14 protein-coding genes and 2 pseudogenes are annotated in these 17291 nt (G+C 56.6%); 14 read left to right on the top strand and 2 right to left on the bottom strand.

What is annotated here, in order from left to right:
• Positions 1 to 741 (top strand): cyclase family protein, encoded by a 741-nt coding sequence (locus CUC55_RS01340; RefSeq protein WP_103086755.1) that lies wholly within the window; start codon positions 1 to 3, stop codon positions 739 to 741.
• 24 nt (positions 742 to 765) lie between these two features.
• Positions 766 to 2001 (top strand): mannonate dehydratase, encoded by a 1236-nt coding sequence (gene uxuA / locus CUC55_RS01335; RefSeq protein WP_103086754.1) that lies wholly within the window; start codon positions 766 to 768, stop codon positions 1999 to 2001.
• 160 nt (positions 2002 to 2161) lie between these two features.
• On the opposite strand, the pseudogene CUC55_RS01330 reads toward uxuA, so the two are convergent.
• Positions 2162 to 2826, bottom strand: a pseudogene (locus CUC55_RS01330) (IS3 family transposase); the annotation flags it as partial.
• A gap of 371 nt (positions 2827 to 3197) precedes the next feature.
• On the opposite strand from CUC55_RS01330, the gene CUC55_RS01325 reads away from it, so the two are divergent.
• From CUC55_RS01325 to pglB, 7 genes are all read left to right on the top strand, one after another.
• A complete protein-coding gene (locus CUC55_RS01325) occupies positions 3198 to 4511 on the top strand; it encodes an ABC transporter substrate-binding protein (protein ID WP_425352702.1) in 1314 nt (437 codons plus the stop codon).
• A 9-nt stretch (positions 4512 to 4520) separates the two neighbouring features.
• On the top strand, positions 4521 to 5519 hold the full coding sequence (locus CUC55_RS01320) for a carbohydrate ABC transporter permease (protein ID WP_425352701.1): 999 nt from the start codon (positions 4521 to 4523) through the stop codon (positions 5517 to 5519).
• Positions 5520 to 5529: 10 nt separating this feature from the next.
• Entirely contained in the window at positions 5530 to 6369 is an 840-nt protein-coding gene (locus tag CUC55_RS01315) for a carbohydrate ABC transporter permease (protein ID WP_103086752.1), read from the top strand.
• Between the two features lie 39 nt (positions 6370 to 6408).
• On the top strand, positions 6409 to 7494 hold the full coding sequence (locus tag CUC55_RS01310; RefSeq protein WP_067653578.1) for an ABC transporter ATP-binding protein: 1086 nt from the start codon (positions 6409 to 6411) through the stop codon (positions 7492 to 7494).
• A 24-nt stretch (positions 7495 to 7518) separates the two neighbouring features.
• Complete coding sequence (locus tag CUC55_RS01305; RefSeq protein ID WP_082760373.1) at positions 7519 to 8412, top strand: SMP-30/gluconolactonase/LRE family protein; 894 nt, start codon at positions 7519 to 7521, stop codon at positions 8410 to 8412.
• A gap of 33 nt (positions 8413 to 8445) precedes the next feature.
• Positions 8446 to 9417 (top strand): mannonate dehydratase, encoded by a 972-nt coding sequence (locus tag CUC55_RS01300; RefSeq protein WP_067653582.1) that lies wholly within the window; start codon positions 8446 to 8448, stop codon positions 9415 to 9417.
• Positions 9418 to 9480: 63 nt separating this feature from the next.
• The gene (pglB, locus tag CUC55_RS01295) at positions 9481 to 10824 is read left to right on the top strand and encodes a polygalacturonase PglB (RefSeq protein WP_103086751.1); all 1344 of its coding nucleotides are present in this window, start codon (positions 9481 to 9483) and stop codon (positions 10822 to 10824) included.
• Positions 10825 to 10879: 55 nt separating this feature from the next.
• On the opposite strand, the pseudogene CUC55_RS23045 reads toward pglB, so the two are convergent.
• Positions 10880 to 11133, bottom strand: a pseudogene (locus tag CUC55_RS23045) (hypothetical protein); the annotation flags it as partial.
• Between the two features lie 135 nt (positions 11134 to 11268).
• Between CUC55_RS23045 and CUC55_RS01285 the strand changes: the two are divergent.
• From CUC55_RS01285 to CUC55_RS01265, 5 genes are all read left to right on the top strand, one after another.
• The gene (locus CUC55_RS01285; protein ID WP_103086800.1) at positions 11269 to 11997 is read left to right on the top strand and encodes a FadR/GntR family transcriptional regulator; all 729 of its coding nucleotides are present in this window, start codon (positions 11269 to 11271) and stop codon (positions 11995 to 11997) included.
• A 119-nt stretch (positions 11998 to 12116) separates the two neighbouring features.
• A complete protein-coding gene (locus tag CUC55_RS01280; protein WP_425352243.1) occupies positions 12117 to 13580 on the top strand; it encodes an ABC transporter substrate-binding protein in 1464 nt (487 codons plus the stop codon).
• A gap of 86 nt (positions 13581 to 13666) precedes the next feature.
• Positions 13667 to 14614 carry an ABC transporter permease gene (locus CUC55_RS01275; RefSeq protein ID WP_103086750.1) on the top strand — a complete coding sequence of 316 codons (948 nt, stop codon included), beginning with the start codon at positions 13667 to 13669 and terminating at the stop codon, positions 14612 to 14614.
• On the top strand, positions 14611 to 15486 hold the full coding sequence (locus CUC55_RS01270) for an ABC transporter permease (protein ID WP_067653591.1): 876 nt from the start codon (positions 14611 to 14613) through the stop codon (positions 15484 to 15486). The genes CUC55_RS01275 and CUC55_RS01270 overlap by 4 nt, the downstream gene beginning before the upstream one ends.
• 20 nt (positions 15487 to 15506) lie before the next feature.
• Positions 15507 to 17291 (top strand): gamma-glutamyltransferase family protein, encoded by a 1785-nt coding sequence (locus CUC55_RS01265; RefSeq protein WP_103086749.1) that lies wholly within the window; start codon positions 15507 to 15509, stop codon positions 17289 to 17291.

Raw genomic sequence — 17291 nt, 5'->3', positions numbered from 1 at the left:
ATGGATATAGCGACATTAACACGGGCATTCGGCTCAGAAATGACCCTTGTCGACCTCACCCATAGGCTCACTCCAAGCGTCCCTGTATGGCCATCGCATCCCTTCTTCTGTCACGAAATTGTGGAGAGCTATGATCATGGCGACCTGGCCTGCAATCATTCCCTCAGTATGAGCGAGCACACCGGCACGCATTTCGACGCCCCTCTGCACTTCGTCAAGGGTGCGGCTGCAATTGATAGCGTTGCTTTGCAGACCTTCTTCGGCCGAATGACGAAGATAGATGCCCGCGATTGTGGACCGCGGGAAGCCGTAGGCGTCGAGCGAATAAAAACTTTTGAAGCCGAGCATGGCGAAATCCGCGCCGGTGATGCGGTCTTCTTCCATTTCGGCTGGGATCGTTTCTGGGAGGATCCGGGAGATCACCCAAGCTTTCTCAGCGACTGGCCGGGCCTGTCGCGCGAGGCTTCGCAATATCTTCTCGACCGCCGTGTTCGCATCGTCGGTTCGGATTGCCTCTCGCTCGATTGCTTTGGAAGCACCGATTTCCCGGCGCACAATATGATGCTGGAAGCAGGTGTTCTGATTGGCGAGAATTTCGCTAGGCTCGGGNACGTCCCNGTCTTCTCATTCCTAATCACCTTGCCGCTGCCAATCGCCGGCGGTTCGGGATCTCCCATCCGAGCTGTCGCAGCTTTTGCCAAAGGTGCCCATTCAAACACTCTCTCCAGCATCGCCATTTAACCCTGGCCTATAAAGGAACTTAGAATGCGACATATCTGGCGCTGGTTTGGCCCGATTGACAAGGTGAGTGTGCGCGATGCTGCACAGGCGGNCGCCCAGGGGATTGTCAGCGCGCTGCATCATGTACCAACGGGCACAGCGTGGAGTTTGGACGAAATCCTCAAGCGTCAGGATGAGGTTCGTGCAGGTGGCCTAGAGTGGGAACTCGTAGAAAGCATTCCAATTTCCGAAGCCATCAAAACGATGACCGGTGACTGGAAGTCCCATATCGAAGCTTGGAAGGTAACTCTTCGCCGGCTCGCACGGGCGAAAATTTCGACTGTGTGTTATAATTTCATGCCGGTCCTGGACTGGACGCGTACGGACCTGCGTTGGGAAACCCGCAACGGTGCGCGCGCAATGCGTTTCGACCTCGTCGATTTCGTAGCCTTCGATATCAATGTGTTGCTGCGTACGGGTGCGACTGAGGACTACCCGGACCAATTGGTCGAGGACGCGCGGAGGCGTTTCGCGATGATGTCGCCGGGCAAGATCGCCGCCCTCTCTACGAATATCGGCGCTGGCCTGCCCGGCTCGTCCGATGGCTATAGCGTAGAGCAACTACGCGATGCACTCTCCCACTATGACAGTATTGGTGCCGACAAACTCCGAGACAATCTGATTGCTTTCCTATCGGAGGTCGTTCCGGTTGCAGAGGAGCTTGACATGCGCCTCTGCGCCCACGGCGATGATCCTCCATGGCCGTTACTCGGCTTGCCGCGCATTCTCTCGACCGAAGCAGATTATGTGAAGATACTCGACGCCGTCGACCGAAACGCCAATGGTGTTACCTTCTGCACAGGCTCTTTAGGGGCTCGTCCAGACAACGACCTTCCGGCCATGGTGCAGCGTCTAGCGCCACGCATTCACTTTGCTCATCTGCGCAACGTCAGCCGCGAAGCACAAGGCTTTCCCTGCTCGTTCTTCGAAGACCACCATCTTGATGGCGACACCGACATGGTGGCAGTCGTCGCGGCCCTCATCGACGAAGAGCGTCGACGGAAATCGACCGGTCGGAACGACCATGAGATTTNCATGCGCCCGGATCACGGCCAGGAGATTCTCGATGATCTCACCCGTGGGGCACAACCAGGCTATCCTGCAATCGGGCGGCTCAAAGGTCTTGCCGAGCTGCGCGGCATCGAGCATACCCTTTCGCACCCTGCATCGAGCGCGACTGGGCTACGACCAGTTGCTGCGGAAAGAGAGTTGTTCCGATAGCGGTCGCGGTACATTTCTTCGATCGGGCGATACTAAAGATTAGTATTGATGATGTCGACCCAGGTGAACCGCACCGGGTTTGCCGGAGGCTATTTCGTTTAAGTTATGCGGCCACGGTCGGTGCGTCCAGCATGGCGTAATATCGTTCTTCGGCCCCATCGACGAAGCCATGCCATGTTGCCACATAGGTGAAATCTGAAANCCACAACATGTTTGGCGCTGGTGCAAAGCAGGGTCGGTTCACCCGGTCGAGTGGACATGGGGCGGTCTTATCGCCGATCGTCATACTGATCGGTTTGCCGCGAATGATGCCCTGCCGCCCCATTGCCCTCATAAGCCGAGCGACAGTACAGCGGGCGATGTCGAAGCCCTCCCGCTGTAATTGCCACCAGACCTTGCGCACGCCATAGACGCGGAAGTTCTGCTCGAAGACACGACGTATCTCGATCTTCAGGCTGATATCGCTGCGGGCGCGGATCGACCCCGAACACGCCACGGTGCTCGTCAATGAACGAGATCATCGTTTGAAGGGGCGGTCGAGCTCCTCGCACCCGACAGGCGAATGCCTGCATTCGCCGAAAGGGGCCATCGCGAAACAGGCAGAGGCTTTACGCAGAATCTCTTGGCCTAGCGAAGCTCGCGGTTCTCCCGCTCAAGAGCCTTCATCTTCTCTGCGACATAGCTCGGCAGACCTGCTCGCTTGCCGCCGACCTCAGTCTTCTTCACCCATTCGTGCTGGGTGGCTCGCGAGCAGCCAATCTTGGCAGCGATAGATGAAATGGCAGCCCAGCGTGATGGATGCTCGGCTTCGTGGTCCAGCACCATACGGATGGCACGGTTGCGGACTTCAGGTCTCTCAGAAGTTGGAGCCTCCGGCAAACCCGGTGCGGTTCAATGTCGTTGATCCCGATCCGACAGATCGTTCGGTAGACAGGTCATAGCCGGAAGTTCGCGATGTCTTGCGTGGTCAGCGCTTCGATAAAAGTATTGTCCCTCCAGCTTTGAATTAGGTGGGCAAAGGTGAAGCAACGGTGACGCCCGTGCAGATGCTCAAAAGTCAGGAAAGTGAGCCAGCCTATTACAGGAGTTCCTAATTCATCGTATGTAAACACATAAATTACTTGTATCATCTTATGACTTAGCTTAAGTCATCATCTAACTTGGGGCGGATTTCGTTCTGTGCCTCAATCGGCGAAATGTGGGAGGTGCGAATGCATAAAACGTCTTTGAAGTCTCTGCTCGTTGGCTGCGCAGTTTTGTGTGGCGCTCATGGCGCACAGGCCCAATCCATCAGCGTTTGGTCTAGGCAAACGGATGAATCGATCAGCGTGTTGAAGGCGCTGACGGATGCGTTTACGGCAGATAGCGGGATCAAGGTCGAGACCTTCAATACGGGCATCGACTTCGAGCAACGTCTTGCCCGCGCCGCTGCCGGTCGCACTCTCCCCGACATCGTCTTGAATGATACGACTGCCATGGGTCAGATGAACCAGATGGGCATTCTGAAGCCCATCGATCCATCGAAGATCGCCGGCAGTCAGGATGTCTCTACATCGGCGTGGGATGGGNCGAAGGCCAGCGATGGTCAGTTTTATTCGGTGCCGATCTCGGCTCAGTCCTTCGCGATGTTTATTCGCAAGGACTGGCGAGAAAAGCTGAATATGCCGCAGCCAAAGACCTGGGACGATGTGCGCAAGCTGGCCGAAGCCTTCACAAAGCAGGACCCGGATGGCAACGGTAAGGCAGATACGTTCGGCATGGCAATTCCCGGCTCAACCACGCGTGGTTATGCGAGTTGGTTCATGAGCAGCTTCATCTGGCAGGCGGGCGGTGATTACGTCAAGCAGTTGCCGGACGGGTTCGTGCCAACGCTCGATACGCCGCAAGTTGCCGAAGCGCTGACCTATGTGCGTGGTATGATCTGCGACAAGCTGGCTCAGCCGGGCGCCATCAACGCCACGACGGGCGATACGCTGCCGACATTCCGTTCCGGCCAGACTGGCATCTTCGTTTCCGGCCCCTATCACATCCCACAGATCGATGCGGAGCCGGGTAAGGATAAGACGGAAGTCGTCATGTTGCCTGCTGGTCCCGGTGGTATTGCTTCCCTTTCGGAAGGTACCAGCGCTTATCTGCTGAAAAGCGTCAAGGATGAAGACGCCGCCAACAAGTTCCTGGCGTTCCTCGTCTCGCCGAAGGGTCAGGAAATCGCGATGGCGCAGGGCTCAGGACGGACCCCGATCGTACGTCTGCCCGTAAATACGAAAGTCGACGNAAACGCCGTTCGTCAAGATCCGCGCTGGATGGTGTTCAAGGAGACCTTCGACAAATACGGCCACTATATGCCTGCTGTTCCGAACTGGACGGCTATCCGCACTGTCACCGGTGAAGGTTTCAACCGTATTCTAGCACAGTGCGATGCGGATGTTCCGACCGAACTGAAGGCCCTGAACGAACAGGTCAAGATCGAGTTAAGTGGGCAGAACGCACTCTCCGCTTCCCAACAGTAAACAGCTTTCATGCGTCGCGGTAGACAAACTGCGGCGCATGCAACGAGCACTGTCTCTGAGGTCAACATGTCCGTTACGCCCCAAACTTCCGCTGTCGGTAGCGTCAAGACCAAGTCTGGCACGGCGCGGCGTCCCGCCAAACGGCGTCTAAGCACCGTGATGACGCCCTGGCTGTTTCTTGCACCAGCGTTGATCATCTTCACATGGTTCAAGTTCTATCCAATGGTCTCGGGTTTCTCCATGTCGTTTTACGATGTGCAGTTCTATTCCGAGAGCAAATGGGTCGGGCTGGATAACTTCTATCGTGCCTTCAGCGACCTTGCTCTGCGCAGCGCGGTCATCCACACGACCATCTACGTTATCGTCGGAACACTTTCGGCTTGTGTTCTCGCCTTCTTCATGGCGTTGACCCTCGAAGGCCCGGCGCGCCATCTCGGTATCATCCGAACAGCAGTCTTTCTTCCGGCGATCACCAGCGTAGCCATCATTGCCGAAATCTGGCGCATTCTGTTCAACTCTGCCGATTACGGCCTCGTCAATTCAATTCTCGGCTTTATCGGAATAGAACCGCAGGGCTTCCTATCCGATCCGAACCAGGCTCTCTGGGTGTTGATCCTGATGAGCGCCTGGAAGAGCGCTCCCTATGACATGGTCATTTTTGTCGCCGGTCTGGTTGGCGTGAACCGGGAGCTTTATGACGCTGCAAGCGTCGATGGTGCCAGTGCCTGGCGCAAGCTTTGGCATGTGACACTGCCGGGCATCATCCCATCGATTTCAGTTGTCCTGATGCTGTCTTTCATTCGAGGCTTCCGAGTTTTCGCCGAGGTCTATGCGACCACTGGTGGCGGTCCGGCTGGTTCGACGTCAACNATCATGACACATATCTACAAAGTCGGGTTCGAAGAACTGAATTATGGCTACGCCTCCGCCGTCTCGTTCATGCTGCTGCTGTTTACCGTCGCGCTGACGTTGCTGCACATGAAGGTCAAATCCAAGCTCACCGCGTAAGAGGCGTCCGATGAAAACTTCTCATCTGCTCAACCTGGCCCGGTATGGCCTCTATGCCATCCTGATCGTTATCTTTGTCGGCCCTTTCTGGGGTGCGTTGGTTACCGCCTTCAGTGGCGTCAGCCTGAAACCCGGTCAATTGACACTGATCCCGCAAANCCCGACGCTGGAGAACTTCCGGATCGCGCTTTTCGACATGAAGGTCTGGCGCTATCTGATGAACTCGGTAATCGTGGTGATTGTCGGCACGGGTCTGCAAGTCACGGTCAGTGCGCTGGCTGCCTATGCTCTGGCTCGCAAGAAATTTCGCGGCGCTGCCATCGTCAGCCTGCTTATCTTGTGCACGTTGATGCTGCCGGAAGAAGTGATTGCCATCCCACTATATCTGGTGATGCAGAAAGAAATACCGATCATCAATGTGTCGATCTATAATACCTATCTGGCAATGATCCTGCCGGTCGTCGGTTGGGCGTTTNCAATCTTCATGCTGACCGAGTTCATGCGTGCGATACCAATGGAATTGGAAGAAGCGGCGCGCATCGATGGTGCCAGCGAGTGGCAAATCTTCTACCGGGTCATTCTTCCGCTGGTGCGTCCGGCACTTGGAACCGTGCTGATCTTCGGCTTCATCATGATCTGGGACCAGTACCTGTTGCCACTCATCGTGGTGAACGACAAGGAACTGATGACGCTGCCTGTGGCACTGGGTTCGCTTAGAGTGGATGACACGATAACGCCGAACATTCTGGTTGCGGCGACACTCATCGCCATGGCCCCAAGCGTCATCGTTTATCTTCTGCTTCAGCGACAATTCAATCGCGGCATTATGGCCGGCGCGGTCAAAGGCTAATCGCGCCACTTGCGCAGAAACAATCTTAAGAGGAATGAAATGGGTGCAGTTTCCCTACGGGGCGTTTCCAAGTCGTTTGGTGTCGTTGACGTCATAAAGGATGTGTCGATCGACATCGCCGAGGGCGAGTTTTGTGTGTTGATCGGGCCGAGTGGTTCTGGAAAGTCGACGTTGTTGCGGATCATCGCCGGGTTGGAGACGGCCAGTGATGGCGAAATCCACATCGGCGGACGCGATGTCACCGACCTTGAGCCAAAGCAGCGCGACATCGCCATGGTGTTCCAGAGTTACGCGCTCTATCCGCAGATGACCGTGCGCGAAAACATGAGCTTCGCCTTGCGCCTTGCGCGACGCCCCAAAGACGAGATCAATCAGAAGATCGATCAGGTGGCGCAGGTGCTCGGGCTCGAAAAGCTTCTGGACCGTTTGCCGAAGGAGCTTTCGGGCGGTCAGCGCCAGCGTGTGGCCATGGGCCGTGCAATCGTGCGCAACCCTGCTGTCTTTCTCTTCGACGAGCCGCTTTCGAACCTGGACGCCAAGCTGCGCAGCCAGGTCCGCGGTGAAATCCGCGATCTGCATCACCGCCTGAACACGACGTCGGTCTACGTCACGCATGATCAGGTCGAGGCCATGACGATGGGACAGAAGGTCGTCGTCTTGCGCGATGGCCGCGTCGAACAGGCCGGTACACCTTTGGAACTGTACGATTTGCCCGACAGCATCTTCGTGGCAAGCTTCATCGGCTCACCGGCCATCAATATGATGAACGCGACGATCGATGCCGACGGAAAAAGTCTCGCGCTGCGCGACAGCCAGAGTCGGTTGCCGGTGCCGGGTAATTACAGTGCCTTTGCCGGGCGCGAGGTGGTGGTCGGCATCCGACCCGAATATCTGGAGGTGGTGTCACACGATACCGTCGATGCCTTGCCCGCCACCGTTCGCGCTGTTGAGACGACCGGTTCGGATACGACCGTGATATGCGACAGCCCGGTTGGTCAGATCCTTGTTTCATCCAAAAGCCGCAGTCCCCTTCACATGGGGGAAGACATCGCATTGCGCGTTGCAGACGGCAAGGCACTGTTGTTTGACAAGCAAACCGAACGTCGCCTGACGCCGTCGGCCTGAGACCTAAGCGCAGATTGAAAAAGCATGACAGGACATCACCCGACGCACTTTACCGCTGAACGAATAGCCCGGACAGGCTGCACCGTTGGGGAAACGCCGGTATGGGAGCCGGAACATGCGCGTGTGACATGGGTCGACTCTCCCGGCGCCGCATTGTACCGGGTCACGTACCCCGATGGCGTTGTCGAACGGTTTGACTTGCCGCTGCGCGTTGGGGCTCTGGCTGTCCATGCAGATGGCGGCTTCATAGCTTCCACAGAGCGCGGCTTTGCCAGGCTTTCTATAGTTGATGGTGTCGTAGAACTTGAGTTTGGTGCGGGGCCAGATCTCACACCCGGTTGGCGGATGAATGACGGCGCGTGCGACCGGCAGGGACGGTTCTGGTCCGGCTCCATGGCTCCGGATACGTCTGCCCCCGGAGCCTTCGGTACGCTGTTCAGCATAGAGACCAGCGGGAAAGTTCTGGAACGGGGCGGGCGTTTCAGAACACAAAACGGCCTTGCATGGAGCCCGGATGGTGCATCCATGTATGTGTCAGATTCGAACCCTCTCGATCCCTATGTGTTGGTCCATGATTACGATCCCGCCACAGGTGACTTTACCAATGGTCGGTTGTTTGCGGACAAAGTCACCCTCGGCGGTCGCCCGGACGGTGCGGCGATGGATGCGGATGGTTGCTACTGGATCGCAGCCAGCGATAGTGGCCGCGTTTTGCGTATGACGCCGAATGGTAAAATAGATGCTGAAATTCGCATTGACGTCCCAAACCCGACGAATATCTGTTTCATCGGCAACGATCTGAAAACCGCCTTCATCACCACGCTTCGAGCGGGCGGCACAGGTCCGGGTGGCGACGTCTACGTCGTTGACCTGCCTTATCAGGGGCTGGCAGAGCCGTGCTATAATCCGGGCCGATAACGGGCCCATCGAATGTCAATTAGAGGAACGCACATGTATCTCGGAACGCAAATTCCCGCACGCCATGACGACGATTACCGGGTTATGAAGCAGCTTGGTGTAAACAACATTTCGGCAACGCCGCCGGGTGACTGGCGAACTTGGGATCGCCCAACATTGGAGGCCTTCCGCGAGAAGATCGAGAGCTTCGGCCTTATACTCGACATGACACAGTTACCATTGCCATCGACCCGCGTCGATCGTGATGTGCCATGCAAGGATATCATGCTGGCCGGCCCTGATCGCGACAAGCAGATCGATGGCATTTGCCGCCTGATCGAGAATTGCGCGGCTGCAGGCATTCCGTCAGTGCGTTATAACTTCAACTATATCGGCATTCCACGCACGCCGATGGAACCGGGCCGTGGCGGTTATATGGCAGAGGCCTTTCGCCTGGATCTGGCAAACCCTGACGAACCTACCCCTGATGGCATCGGCGCCATCGATGAGGACACGATTTGGGAGCGCGTGGATTATTTTCTTGCGCGTGTGGTTCCCGTCGCCGAGTCCGTCAATATCCGTCTTGCCTGCCATCCGCATGACCCNGCGACACCACCCGGCTTTATGGGCGTGACACGCGTGTTGGGAACCGTGGAAGGAATGAAGCGCTTTGTTCAGATGCATGAGAGCCCGGTTCATGGCCTGAATTTCTGCATCGGCACTCTTGGCGAAATGGTCGAGGATGTCACCGAGGTGCCTGCCATCACGCGTTGGTTCGGCGAACGCGGCAAGATCATGAACATCCATTTCCGCAACATCGTCGGCAAACGCTATTCTTTCCGTGAGAGCTTCCTTGAAGACGGCGACATCGACATGCCTGCGGTTCTCGATGCACTGCGCGACACCGGTTACCAGTACATGGTCATGCCCGACCACGCGCCAACGCTTTCAGGTGATAACCAGCAGCAGGTCGCTTTCGCATTTTGCTACGGCTATATCGCAGCACTCCTTCAAACCCGTTGCTGAATCAAATGGCCCGTAGATTGCGGGCCATCCTTCTTGAATGTCGCATAAACCAGCAGGTTACCCATGTCAGAGTCTGAAGTCGTTCGTATTTCATCCCAAGCCGATGAAATTACTTATAAGTTGCAAGCCCTGTTCGATAGCCATGCGGGTGCACTGCATGTTATTCTGGAACCCGGCATTCACCGGTGCGGAGGGGTGCGTCTGCGCTCCGATCTGACGATCGAGATCGCAGATGGCGCGNAGCTCCATTTCATCCCTGATTACGACGCCTACGCACAGACCACCGTGGCCATAGTCGCCGAGGAAAGCGACAGGGCCATGATGACGGCGGTGGGTGCTAAAAACATGGCGCTTGTTGGCGGCGGGCGCATTTTCTGTGCAGGTTCAACGAAATACACGCAGGGTGATGACGGTGATATGGGAACCCTTACCGCGTCACGCTATCGCCCGCGCATTCTTGTTCTGGACGATTGCCGCGACATCCGCATCGAAGGTCTACGCATTCACGATTCACCGATGTGGACAATGCATTTTGCCGGTTGTGAGAATATCGAGGTCAAGGGCGTCGAAGTCGATAACGACCGCCGCATGCCCAACACCGATGGTATAGTGATCGACGGTTGCCGCAACGTGCAAATTTTCGACAGCACGTTCCGAACCGCCGACGATGGTATCGTCCTGAAAACGACACGCCGCGAAGATGGATCGCTGACCGGACCATGCGAAAACGTGACCGTTCGAAACTGCATCGTGGAAAGCCGTTCCTGCGCACTGAAACTGGGAACAGAAAGCTTTTCGCCATTCCGCAATATTTCGTTTGAAGATGTCCGCATCGAAAAATCAAATCGGGGACTTGGAATCTTCTCGCGGGATGGCGGGTTGGTTGAGGGCATTCGCTTCGTACGTATCTTGGTGGATTGCCACGAGACACCGGCGGGATTCTGGGGCTCGGGTGAAGCGATTACCATCAACGTTCTTGATCGCAGACCAGAAGAGTTTCCAGCAGGTACCGTCAGCAACATCTTGATAGAGGACGTTTCGGGATCGATGGAAGGTGCGATCAACATGGTGGCCGAACAGCAAGGCGGCATATCCAATGTTGTCCTGCGCCGGATTTCCTTGAAACAACATGCCGGCCCGCTGAAAACCGGTCTGTGTTACGACATTCGCCCAACCATCGAAGACCGCTTCGACCGCTTTCCCATCGGCGATAAAAGTGCTGGCCGCGTGAACGCATGGCGCTTTGGTCCTGACGGCAAAATCATTGGCTTGATAGACTATCCGAACGGAATTCCCGGAATTTTCGCCAAGGGCGTTTCCGATCTCGTCACAGAAGACATTCAGATCACGCGACCCAATCCACTGCCGGAAAACTGGAATTCGGAGATCGTCGTTGTAGAAGACTAACGCGCTGTATCCTGCCTCGCTTTGGAGCAATGTCGAGTTTTCTCGTCGCTTTACAGCATCGATGTAGGGAAGAGCGTGTTGATGCGGATTGTCGGCTGAAAGGCATAAAGGCAATCGTCAACAGGAGGGAGCCTGTGCCTGCGAAAAGCGACAAAGGTGGCTCCCTCCATTTGGCCGCCGGCTTCTGATTGGTCCGTACCGCTTCGAACGCGCTCTCTGGCTCTGTTCACTATTTAATGCTCGACGGATTGGCTCTCTTAGTGTCAGAGGCAGCGCATCTAATAGTGTTTGGCCTCGAACCAATATCATCCAATCCACCCTTTCTGCCTCATTTTCCATCATTTNGCGTATCGCTGAAAAAAGCGGCTTGACGAAAGGTCCGCGAACAGCTTCATTGAACCAATCATAAATTGGTGCGAACCATTGAACGAGAAACCAGGCGACATTGCTGTTGAGAATTCCAACTACGCTTTGGAGCGTTTGCGTGAACTGTTGCGCGTCACCACCCTTGCCGCCGATGGGAAATTGCCGACAGAGCGAGCGCTTTCAGAGCGATTTGGTGTAGGCCGGCGCGAAATCCGCCGGGCACTGGAGGTTCTTGAGGCTGAAGGGCTAATCTGGCGCAAGCAGGGTGCCGGCACGTTCTTGGGCCAGAGGCCGGACAGCTGGAGCGATCACGCTGCCAGTCTGGTGACCGGAACCAATTTCATGGAAATCATGGAAGTGCGCCTGAGACTGGAGCCGCAACTGGCACAACTGGCTGCACTGCGCGCCAAGGACGCCGATATTGAGCGCATGCGGGATCTGCGCGACAAGATTTATGAGCGAACGGATGCGGATTGGCGCGAGCTTTGGGACGGTTCTCTGCACCGGCTCATCGCACAGTCGGCTGGCAATCAGCTTTNCCTCTCGCTCTTCGATGTCATCAACCGCGTTCGTCAGGACCCGGTTTGGCAATCGGTGCGCGAACGCGCTCGCAAGCAGCATAAAACACTGCGTGAATCGCGCGATCAACACACGGATATCATCGAGGCCATCGCTTCGCGGGATCCTGCGCGGGCCGGAGAGGCCATGCGCACGCACCTGCTGACGCTTCAGGAACGACTGATCCGCCAGACATCGATGGAACAGAGCGATCAGCCAGCATTCATTGAGGAGACGACCAAGTCTTAAAGCCGCCCACACTTTGAAAACAAAAGACCGGAAAACCGGCTTGTTGAAAAATCACCAGAGGAACAGAGATCATGAAACGACTGAAAAAACTTTCCGGACTTCTTTTTGTAAGCTCACTGATGGCAACATCGGCACTATCCGCCGACTTGCGGATTGGCCTGATGGACGATGCCGATGTGCTTGATCCCGCTCAGTCGCGCACATTCGTTGGCCGCATCGTCTACACCAGCCTGTGCGACAAGCTGGTCGATCTCGACAATAATCTCTCCATCATTCCACAGTTGGCCACCAAATGGGCCTGGGGTGACAATGGCGGCACGTTGACGATGGACTTGCGTGAAGGCGTCGTCTTCCACGATGGCACGCCGTTTAACGCCGAAGCGGTGGTTTACAATATCGACCGCAACATGACGCTGCCGGAATCGCGCCGCAAAAGCGAACTCGCATCTGTTGCCAAGGTCGAAGCGACTGGGCCATACCAAGTCAAGTTCACACTGAAAAGCCCGGATGCCAGCCTTCTGGCGCAGCTTTCAGACCGCGCCGGCATGATGATTTCGCCGACAGCTGGTAAGGAGCTGGGCGCCAAGTTCAATACGAAACCCGTGTGCTCCGGTGCTTTCAAATTTGTGGAACGCATCCAGCAGGACCGTATCGTTCTGGAGAAATTCGCCGATTACTGGAACAAGGACAATATTTTCATTGATACGGTCACGTTCCTGCCGATCCCGGATACAACGGTACGTCTGGCCAACCTGCAATCGGGCGATCTCGATCTTGCAGAACGCATTTCTGCGTCGGACGTGGCGTCCGTCAAGGCAGATGCGAAACTTAACTACGGCGAGATCGTCGGACCCGGTTACATGGCGCTATATGTAAACATCGGTAATGGCGCCAAGGCAGACAACCCTTTCGGTAAGGACAAGCGTCTTCGTCAGGCCTTCTCCCTTTCAATCGACCGCGAAGCGATCAACCAGGTGGTTTTTGAGGGCACTGCCATGGCAGGCAACCAGCCGTGGCCGCCTTCCAGCCCATGGTACAACAAGGACATACCAGTTCCTGCCCGTGACGTTGAAAAGGCAAAGGCGTTGATGAAGGAGGCCGGGTTCGACAAATACGAAATCGAACTTCAGCACGCCAACAACACCACACAGACGCAGGCGATGCAGGTCATCCAGTCCATGGCTGCCGAAGCCGGGTTTGATGTGAAACTGAAGGCCACCGAGTTCGCCACGTTGCTGTCAGAGCAAACTGCAGGTAACTACGTTCTGTCGCGCTCCGATTGGTCCGGCCGTTCCGACCCTGATGGCAACATCCACCAGTTCGTGACCTGCAAGGGCGGTATCAACGACACCAAATATTGCAATCCTGAAGTCGACAAGCTGCTGAACGAGGCGCGTGCCTCGACGGACAATGCCGTTCGCAAAACGAAATACGACGCCGCCACCAAAATCCTCGATGAGGATTTGCCGCTGATCTATCTCGGCCATCAGGCCTATCTCTACGCCTATTCCAAGAAAATCAGCGGCTTCACGCCATCCGGTGACGGCATGATCCGTCTGACCGGGGTCAAGAAGACTGACTGAAGCTGCCTTGTGCACGTGCGGGATGCGCCCTTCAGCGCATTCCGCAACCCTACTCCAAAGCCTTGCCCGTATAAGGATTTGCTTTCATGCATATCTACATCGCCAAGCGGCTGCTGGTAGCGATACCGACGTTGCTGATCATCTCCGTTTTTGTCTTCTCGTTGCAGAAACTTCTGCCTGGCGACCCCATTCTCGCCATGGCCGGAGAGGAACGCGATCCTGCGGTGATTGAACTGCTGCGCGAGAAATACCGGATGAACGATCCTGTCGTGTATCAGTATTTTTATTGGCTCGGCTCCGTGGTGCAGGGAGATTTCGGCGTATCCTTGCGCACCAACCAGCCGGTGCTGGAGCTGGTGGCTGAGAAGCTGCCTGTCACCATTCAGCTCGCACTGATGTCCATGTTTTTNGCCTTCGTCATCGGGGTGCCAATGGGCATTCTGGCGGCCGTGAAGCAGAACACGTGGATTGATTACCTCGCCAACATCGTTGCTTTGTCGGGGCTTTCCATTCCCAACTTCTGGCTTGGCATCATGCTGATCCTGCTGGTTTCCGTTCAACTCGGCTGGCTACCGGCTTCGGGCTACGAGTCGATTTTCGTTGATCCGGTTCGCTCCCTGCAAACNATGATAATGCCGTCCTTCGTTTTGGGAACGGGACTGGCCGCAACGCTCATGCGACACACGCGCTCGTCCATGCTGTCGGTGATGAAGTCAGATTACATTCGTACCGCTCGTGCCAAGGGATTATCCACCCGTGAAGTCGTCCTCAGCCATTCGTTCCGCAACGCGCTTTTGCCCGTCATTACATTGACTGCACTGCTGTTCGGCGAGCTTCTGGCCGGTGCAGTGCTTACCGAGCAGATTTTTACCATCCCCGGATTCGGCAAGCTGATCGTTGATGCAGTGTTCAACCGTGATTACGCGGTGGTGCAAGGCGTCGTGCTGTGCACAGCCGTTGGCTTCATCTTCATGAACCTGCTGGCGGATGTCGTCACCGTTCTTCTCAATCCACGCATGAGGGCAGCCATATGAGTGTGTCTGCACAGGTCGCCCCAGCCGCAAAGACAAAACCCCGCGAAAACCGGGCGTGGAAGAAGATGAAGCGTAATCGCAGTGCGATTGCCGGTCTCATCATCATTGCCTTCTTCACCGTACTGGCAATCGCCGCCCCACTTCTGCCGCTGGCCGATCCGCTCGCCACGAGCTGGGGTGCCATACGCAAAGCGCCTTCGGCAGCGCACTGGCTCGGCACCGACGATATTGGCCGCGACGTTCTTTCCCGGATGATCTGGGGCGCTCAGGCATCCTTGATGGCGGGCGTCATATCGGTCGCGATCGCCGTTCTGACGGGCGTCCCCTTCGGGCTCATTTCCGGTTATTTCGGTGGCTGGGTCGATCAGGTGATTTCACGCATCACGGAAGCATTTCTCGCCATGCCGTTTCTGATCATGGCGATTGCGCTCGCCGCTTTCCTTGGACCGAGTCTGATGAATGCGATGATCGCCATCGGCCTGTCCGCCATGCCCATTTTCGTGCGGCTTACCCGCTCCCAGGTGCTCGCCGTCAAGACGGAAGATTACATCGAGGGTGCGCGCTCCATCGGGCTTGGCCACGGCGATATCATGCTGCGTTATATCCTGCCCAACATCGTGCCACCGATCATCGTGCAAGCGACACTGACGGTCGCCACCGCCATCATTGCCGAAGCAAGCCTTTCGTTCCTCGGCCTTGGCCAGCAGGCTCCCGCTCCAAGCTGGGGCTCAATGCTCAACGTTGCCAAGAACTTCCTGACCCAGGCACCATGGATGGCGATGTGGCCGGGGGTCGCGATCTTCTGTGTCGTGATTGGCTTCAATCTGCTTGGCGATGGTCTGCGCGATGCGCTCGATCCACGCGAAAACTAAGAATTCCAAAGGATACTACCATGACCACATTCACCACCNGTCCGGAAATTCTCGGTACTTTCGGCGTCGTTACATCAACGCACTGGATTGCCTCTGCTGTCGGCATGAGCATTCTGGAAAAAGGTGGCAATGCCTTTGACGCCGCCGTTGCCACCGGTTTCGTCCTGCAGGTTATGGAGCCGCACCTGAACGGACCGGGCGGCGATATGCCCGCCATCATCTACTCGAAAAAGAAAGACAAGGTCGAGGTCATCTGTGCGCAGGGCACGGCACCGGCAGCGGCGACCATCGAACATTATACCGCGGAGGGCATTAATCTCATTCCCGGTGATGGCCTGCTTGCAACCGTCATTCCCGGCGCCTTCGATGGCTGGATGCTGATGCTGCGCGACTACGGCACCATGACCGTTCGCGAGGTGCTGGAGCCTTCGATCTACTATCTCGAAAACGGCCATCCGATGCTGCCGCGCGTGGCAGCCACCATCAAGGGACTGGCCGATTTCTTCCAGAAGGAATGGCCTACCTCCTATGAGACATGGTTGCCGGGCGGGTTTGCACCCGAGCCGTATTCCAGCTTCAAGAACCCGGTTCTCGCTCAGACGTGGAAACGCATCATCGCGGAATCTGAGGCCAAGCCCGGTCGCGAGGCTGGCATCGACGCTGCACGTGATGCGTTCTATCGGGGTTTCGTCGCGGAGGCGATCAGCGACTATCTCAAGACTGCGGAAGTCATGGATGCCAGCGGCAACCGCCACAAGGGTGTGCTGACCGCCGAGGATATGGCCAATTGGACGGCGACCATCGAAGACCCCACGACCTATGATTATCACGGCTGGACGATTGCCAAGACAGGTCCATGGGGGCAAGGTCCTGTGCTGCTCCAGTCACTGGCGATCCTGAAGGGCATCGATATCGGCGCGATGGACCCCGCAGGCGCGGACTTCGTCCACACGGTGGTCGAAGCGATGAAGCTGTCCTTTGCCGACCGCGAGGTTTATTACGGCGACCCGGACTTCGGGCAAATCCCCACCCAGACGCTGCTGTCGGACGGATATAATGACGAACGCCGCAAGCTGATCACCGATAAAGCCTCCATGGACCTGCGCCCNGGTCGCATACCCGGTTTCGATACCCAACATGATCTCACCATGGGAATGCTTAATTCGATGGCAGGCATCGGTGCCGTCTACGAGCCAACCATGTCACACCTGACCGAAAAGCGCGGCGATACAGTGCATATCGATGTCATCGATCGTGACGGCAACATGGTGTCCGTCACCCCATCAGGTGGCTGGTTGCAGTCATCGCCTATCATTCCCGGTCTTGGCTTCTGTCTCAATTCCCGCGCGCAGATGTTCTGGATGAAGCCGGGCCTGCCAACATCTCTGGCACCCGGCAAGCGTCCGCGTACAACGCTCACCCCTTCGCTGGCCCTGTTTGAGGGAAGGCCGACGCTGGCCTTCGGAACGCCAGGCGGTGATCAACAGGACCAGTGGCAGCTGTCTTTCTTCCTGCGTTACGCCCATTTNGGCATGAATTTGCAGGAGGCAATCGACCTGCCGCTGTTCCATACCACCCACTTCCCAGGCTCCTTCTATCCGCGTACGCGCCAGCCGGGCAATGTCATGATCGAGCGCAGCATTGGCGAGGCAGCACTTTCCGATCTCAAGACGCGTGGGCATGATATTTCCGCAGCCGACCCCTGGACAGTTGGTCGCCTGACTGCGGCGCGACGAGACGCCGACGGTTTGTTGAGGGCTGCCGCCACTCCACGCCTGATGCAAGCCTACGCAGTGGGACGGTAA

It is taken from the genome of Agrobacterium bohemicum (assembly GCF_002896715.1).
Taxonomy (GTDB): Bacteria; Pseudomonadota; Alphaproteobacteria; order Rhizobiales; family Rhizobiaceae; genus Agrobacterium; species Agrobacterium bohemicum.
Note: the sequence above shows the minus strand (reverse complement) of the source record. Positions and strands in the feature narration are given on the sequence as shown.

Coding starts and splice junctions, on each gene's coding strand:
- CUC55_RS01305 (WP_082760373.1), top strand. CDS start 7,519: ATGACAGGACATCACCCGACGCACTTTACCGCTGAACGAATAGCCCGG.
- CUC55_RS01270 (WP_067653591.1), top strand. CDS start 14,611: ATGAGTGTGTCTGCACAGGTCGCCCCAGCCGCAAAGACAAAACCCCGC.
- CUC55_RS01310 (WP_067653578.1), top strand. CDS start 6,409: ATGGGTGCAGTTTCCCTACGGGGCGTTTCCAAGTCGTTTGGTGTCGTT.
- CUC55_RS01280 (WP_425352243.1), top strand. CDS start 12,117: ATGGCAACATCGGCACTATCCGCCGACTTGCGGATTGGCCTGATGGAC.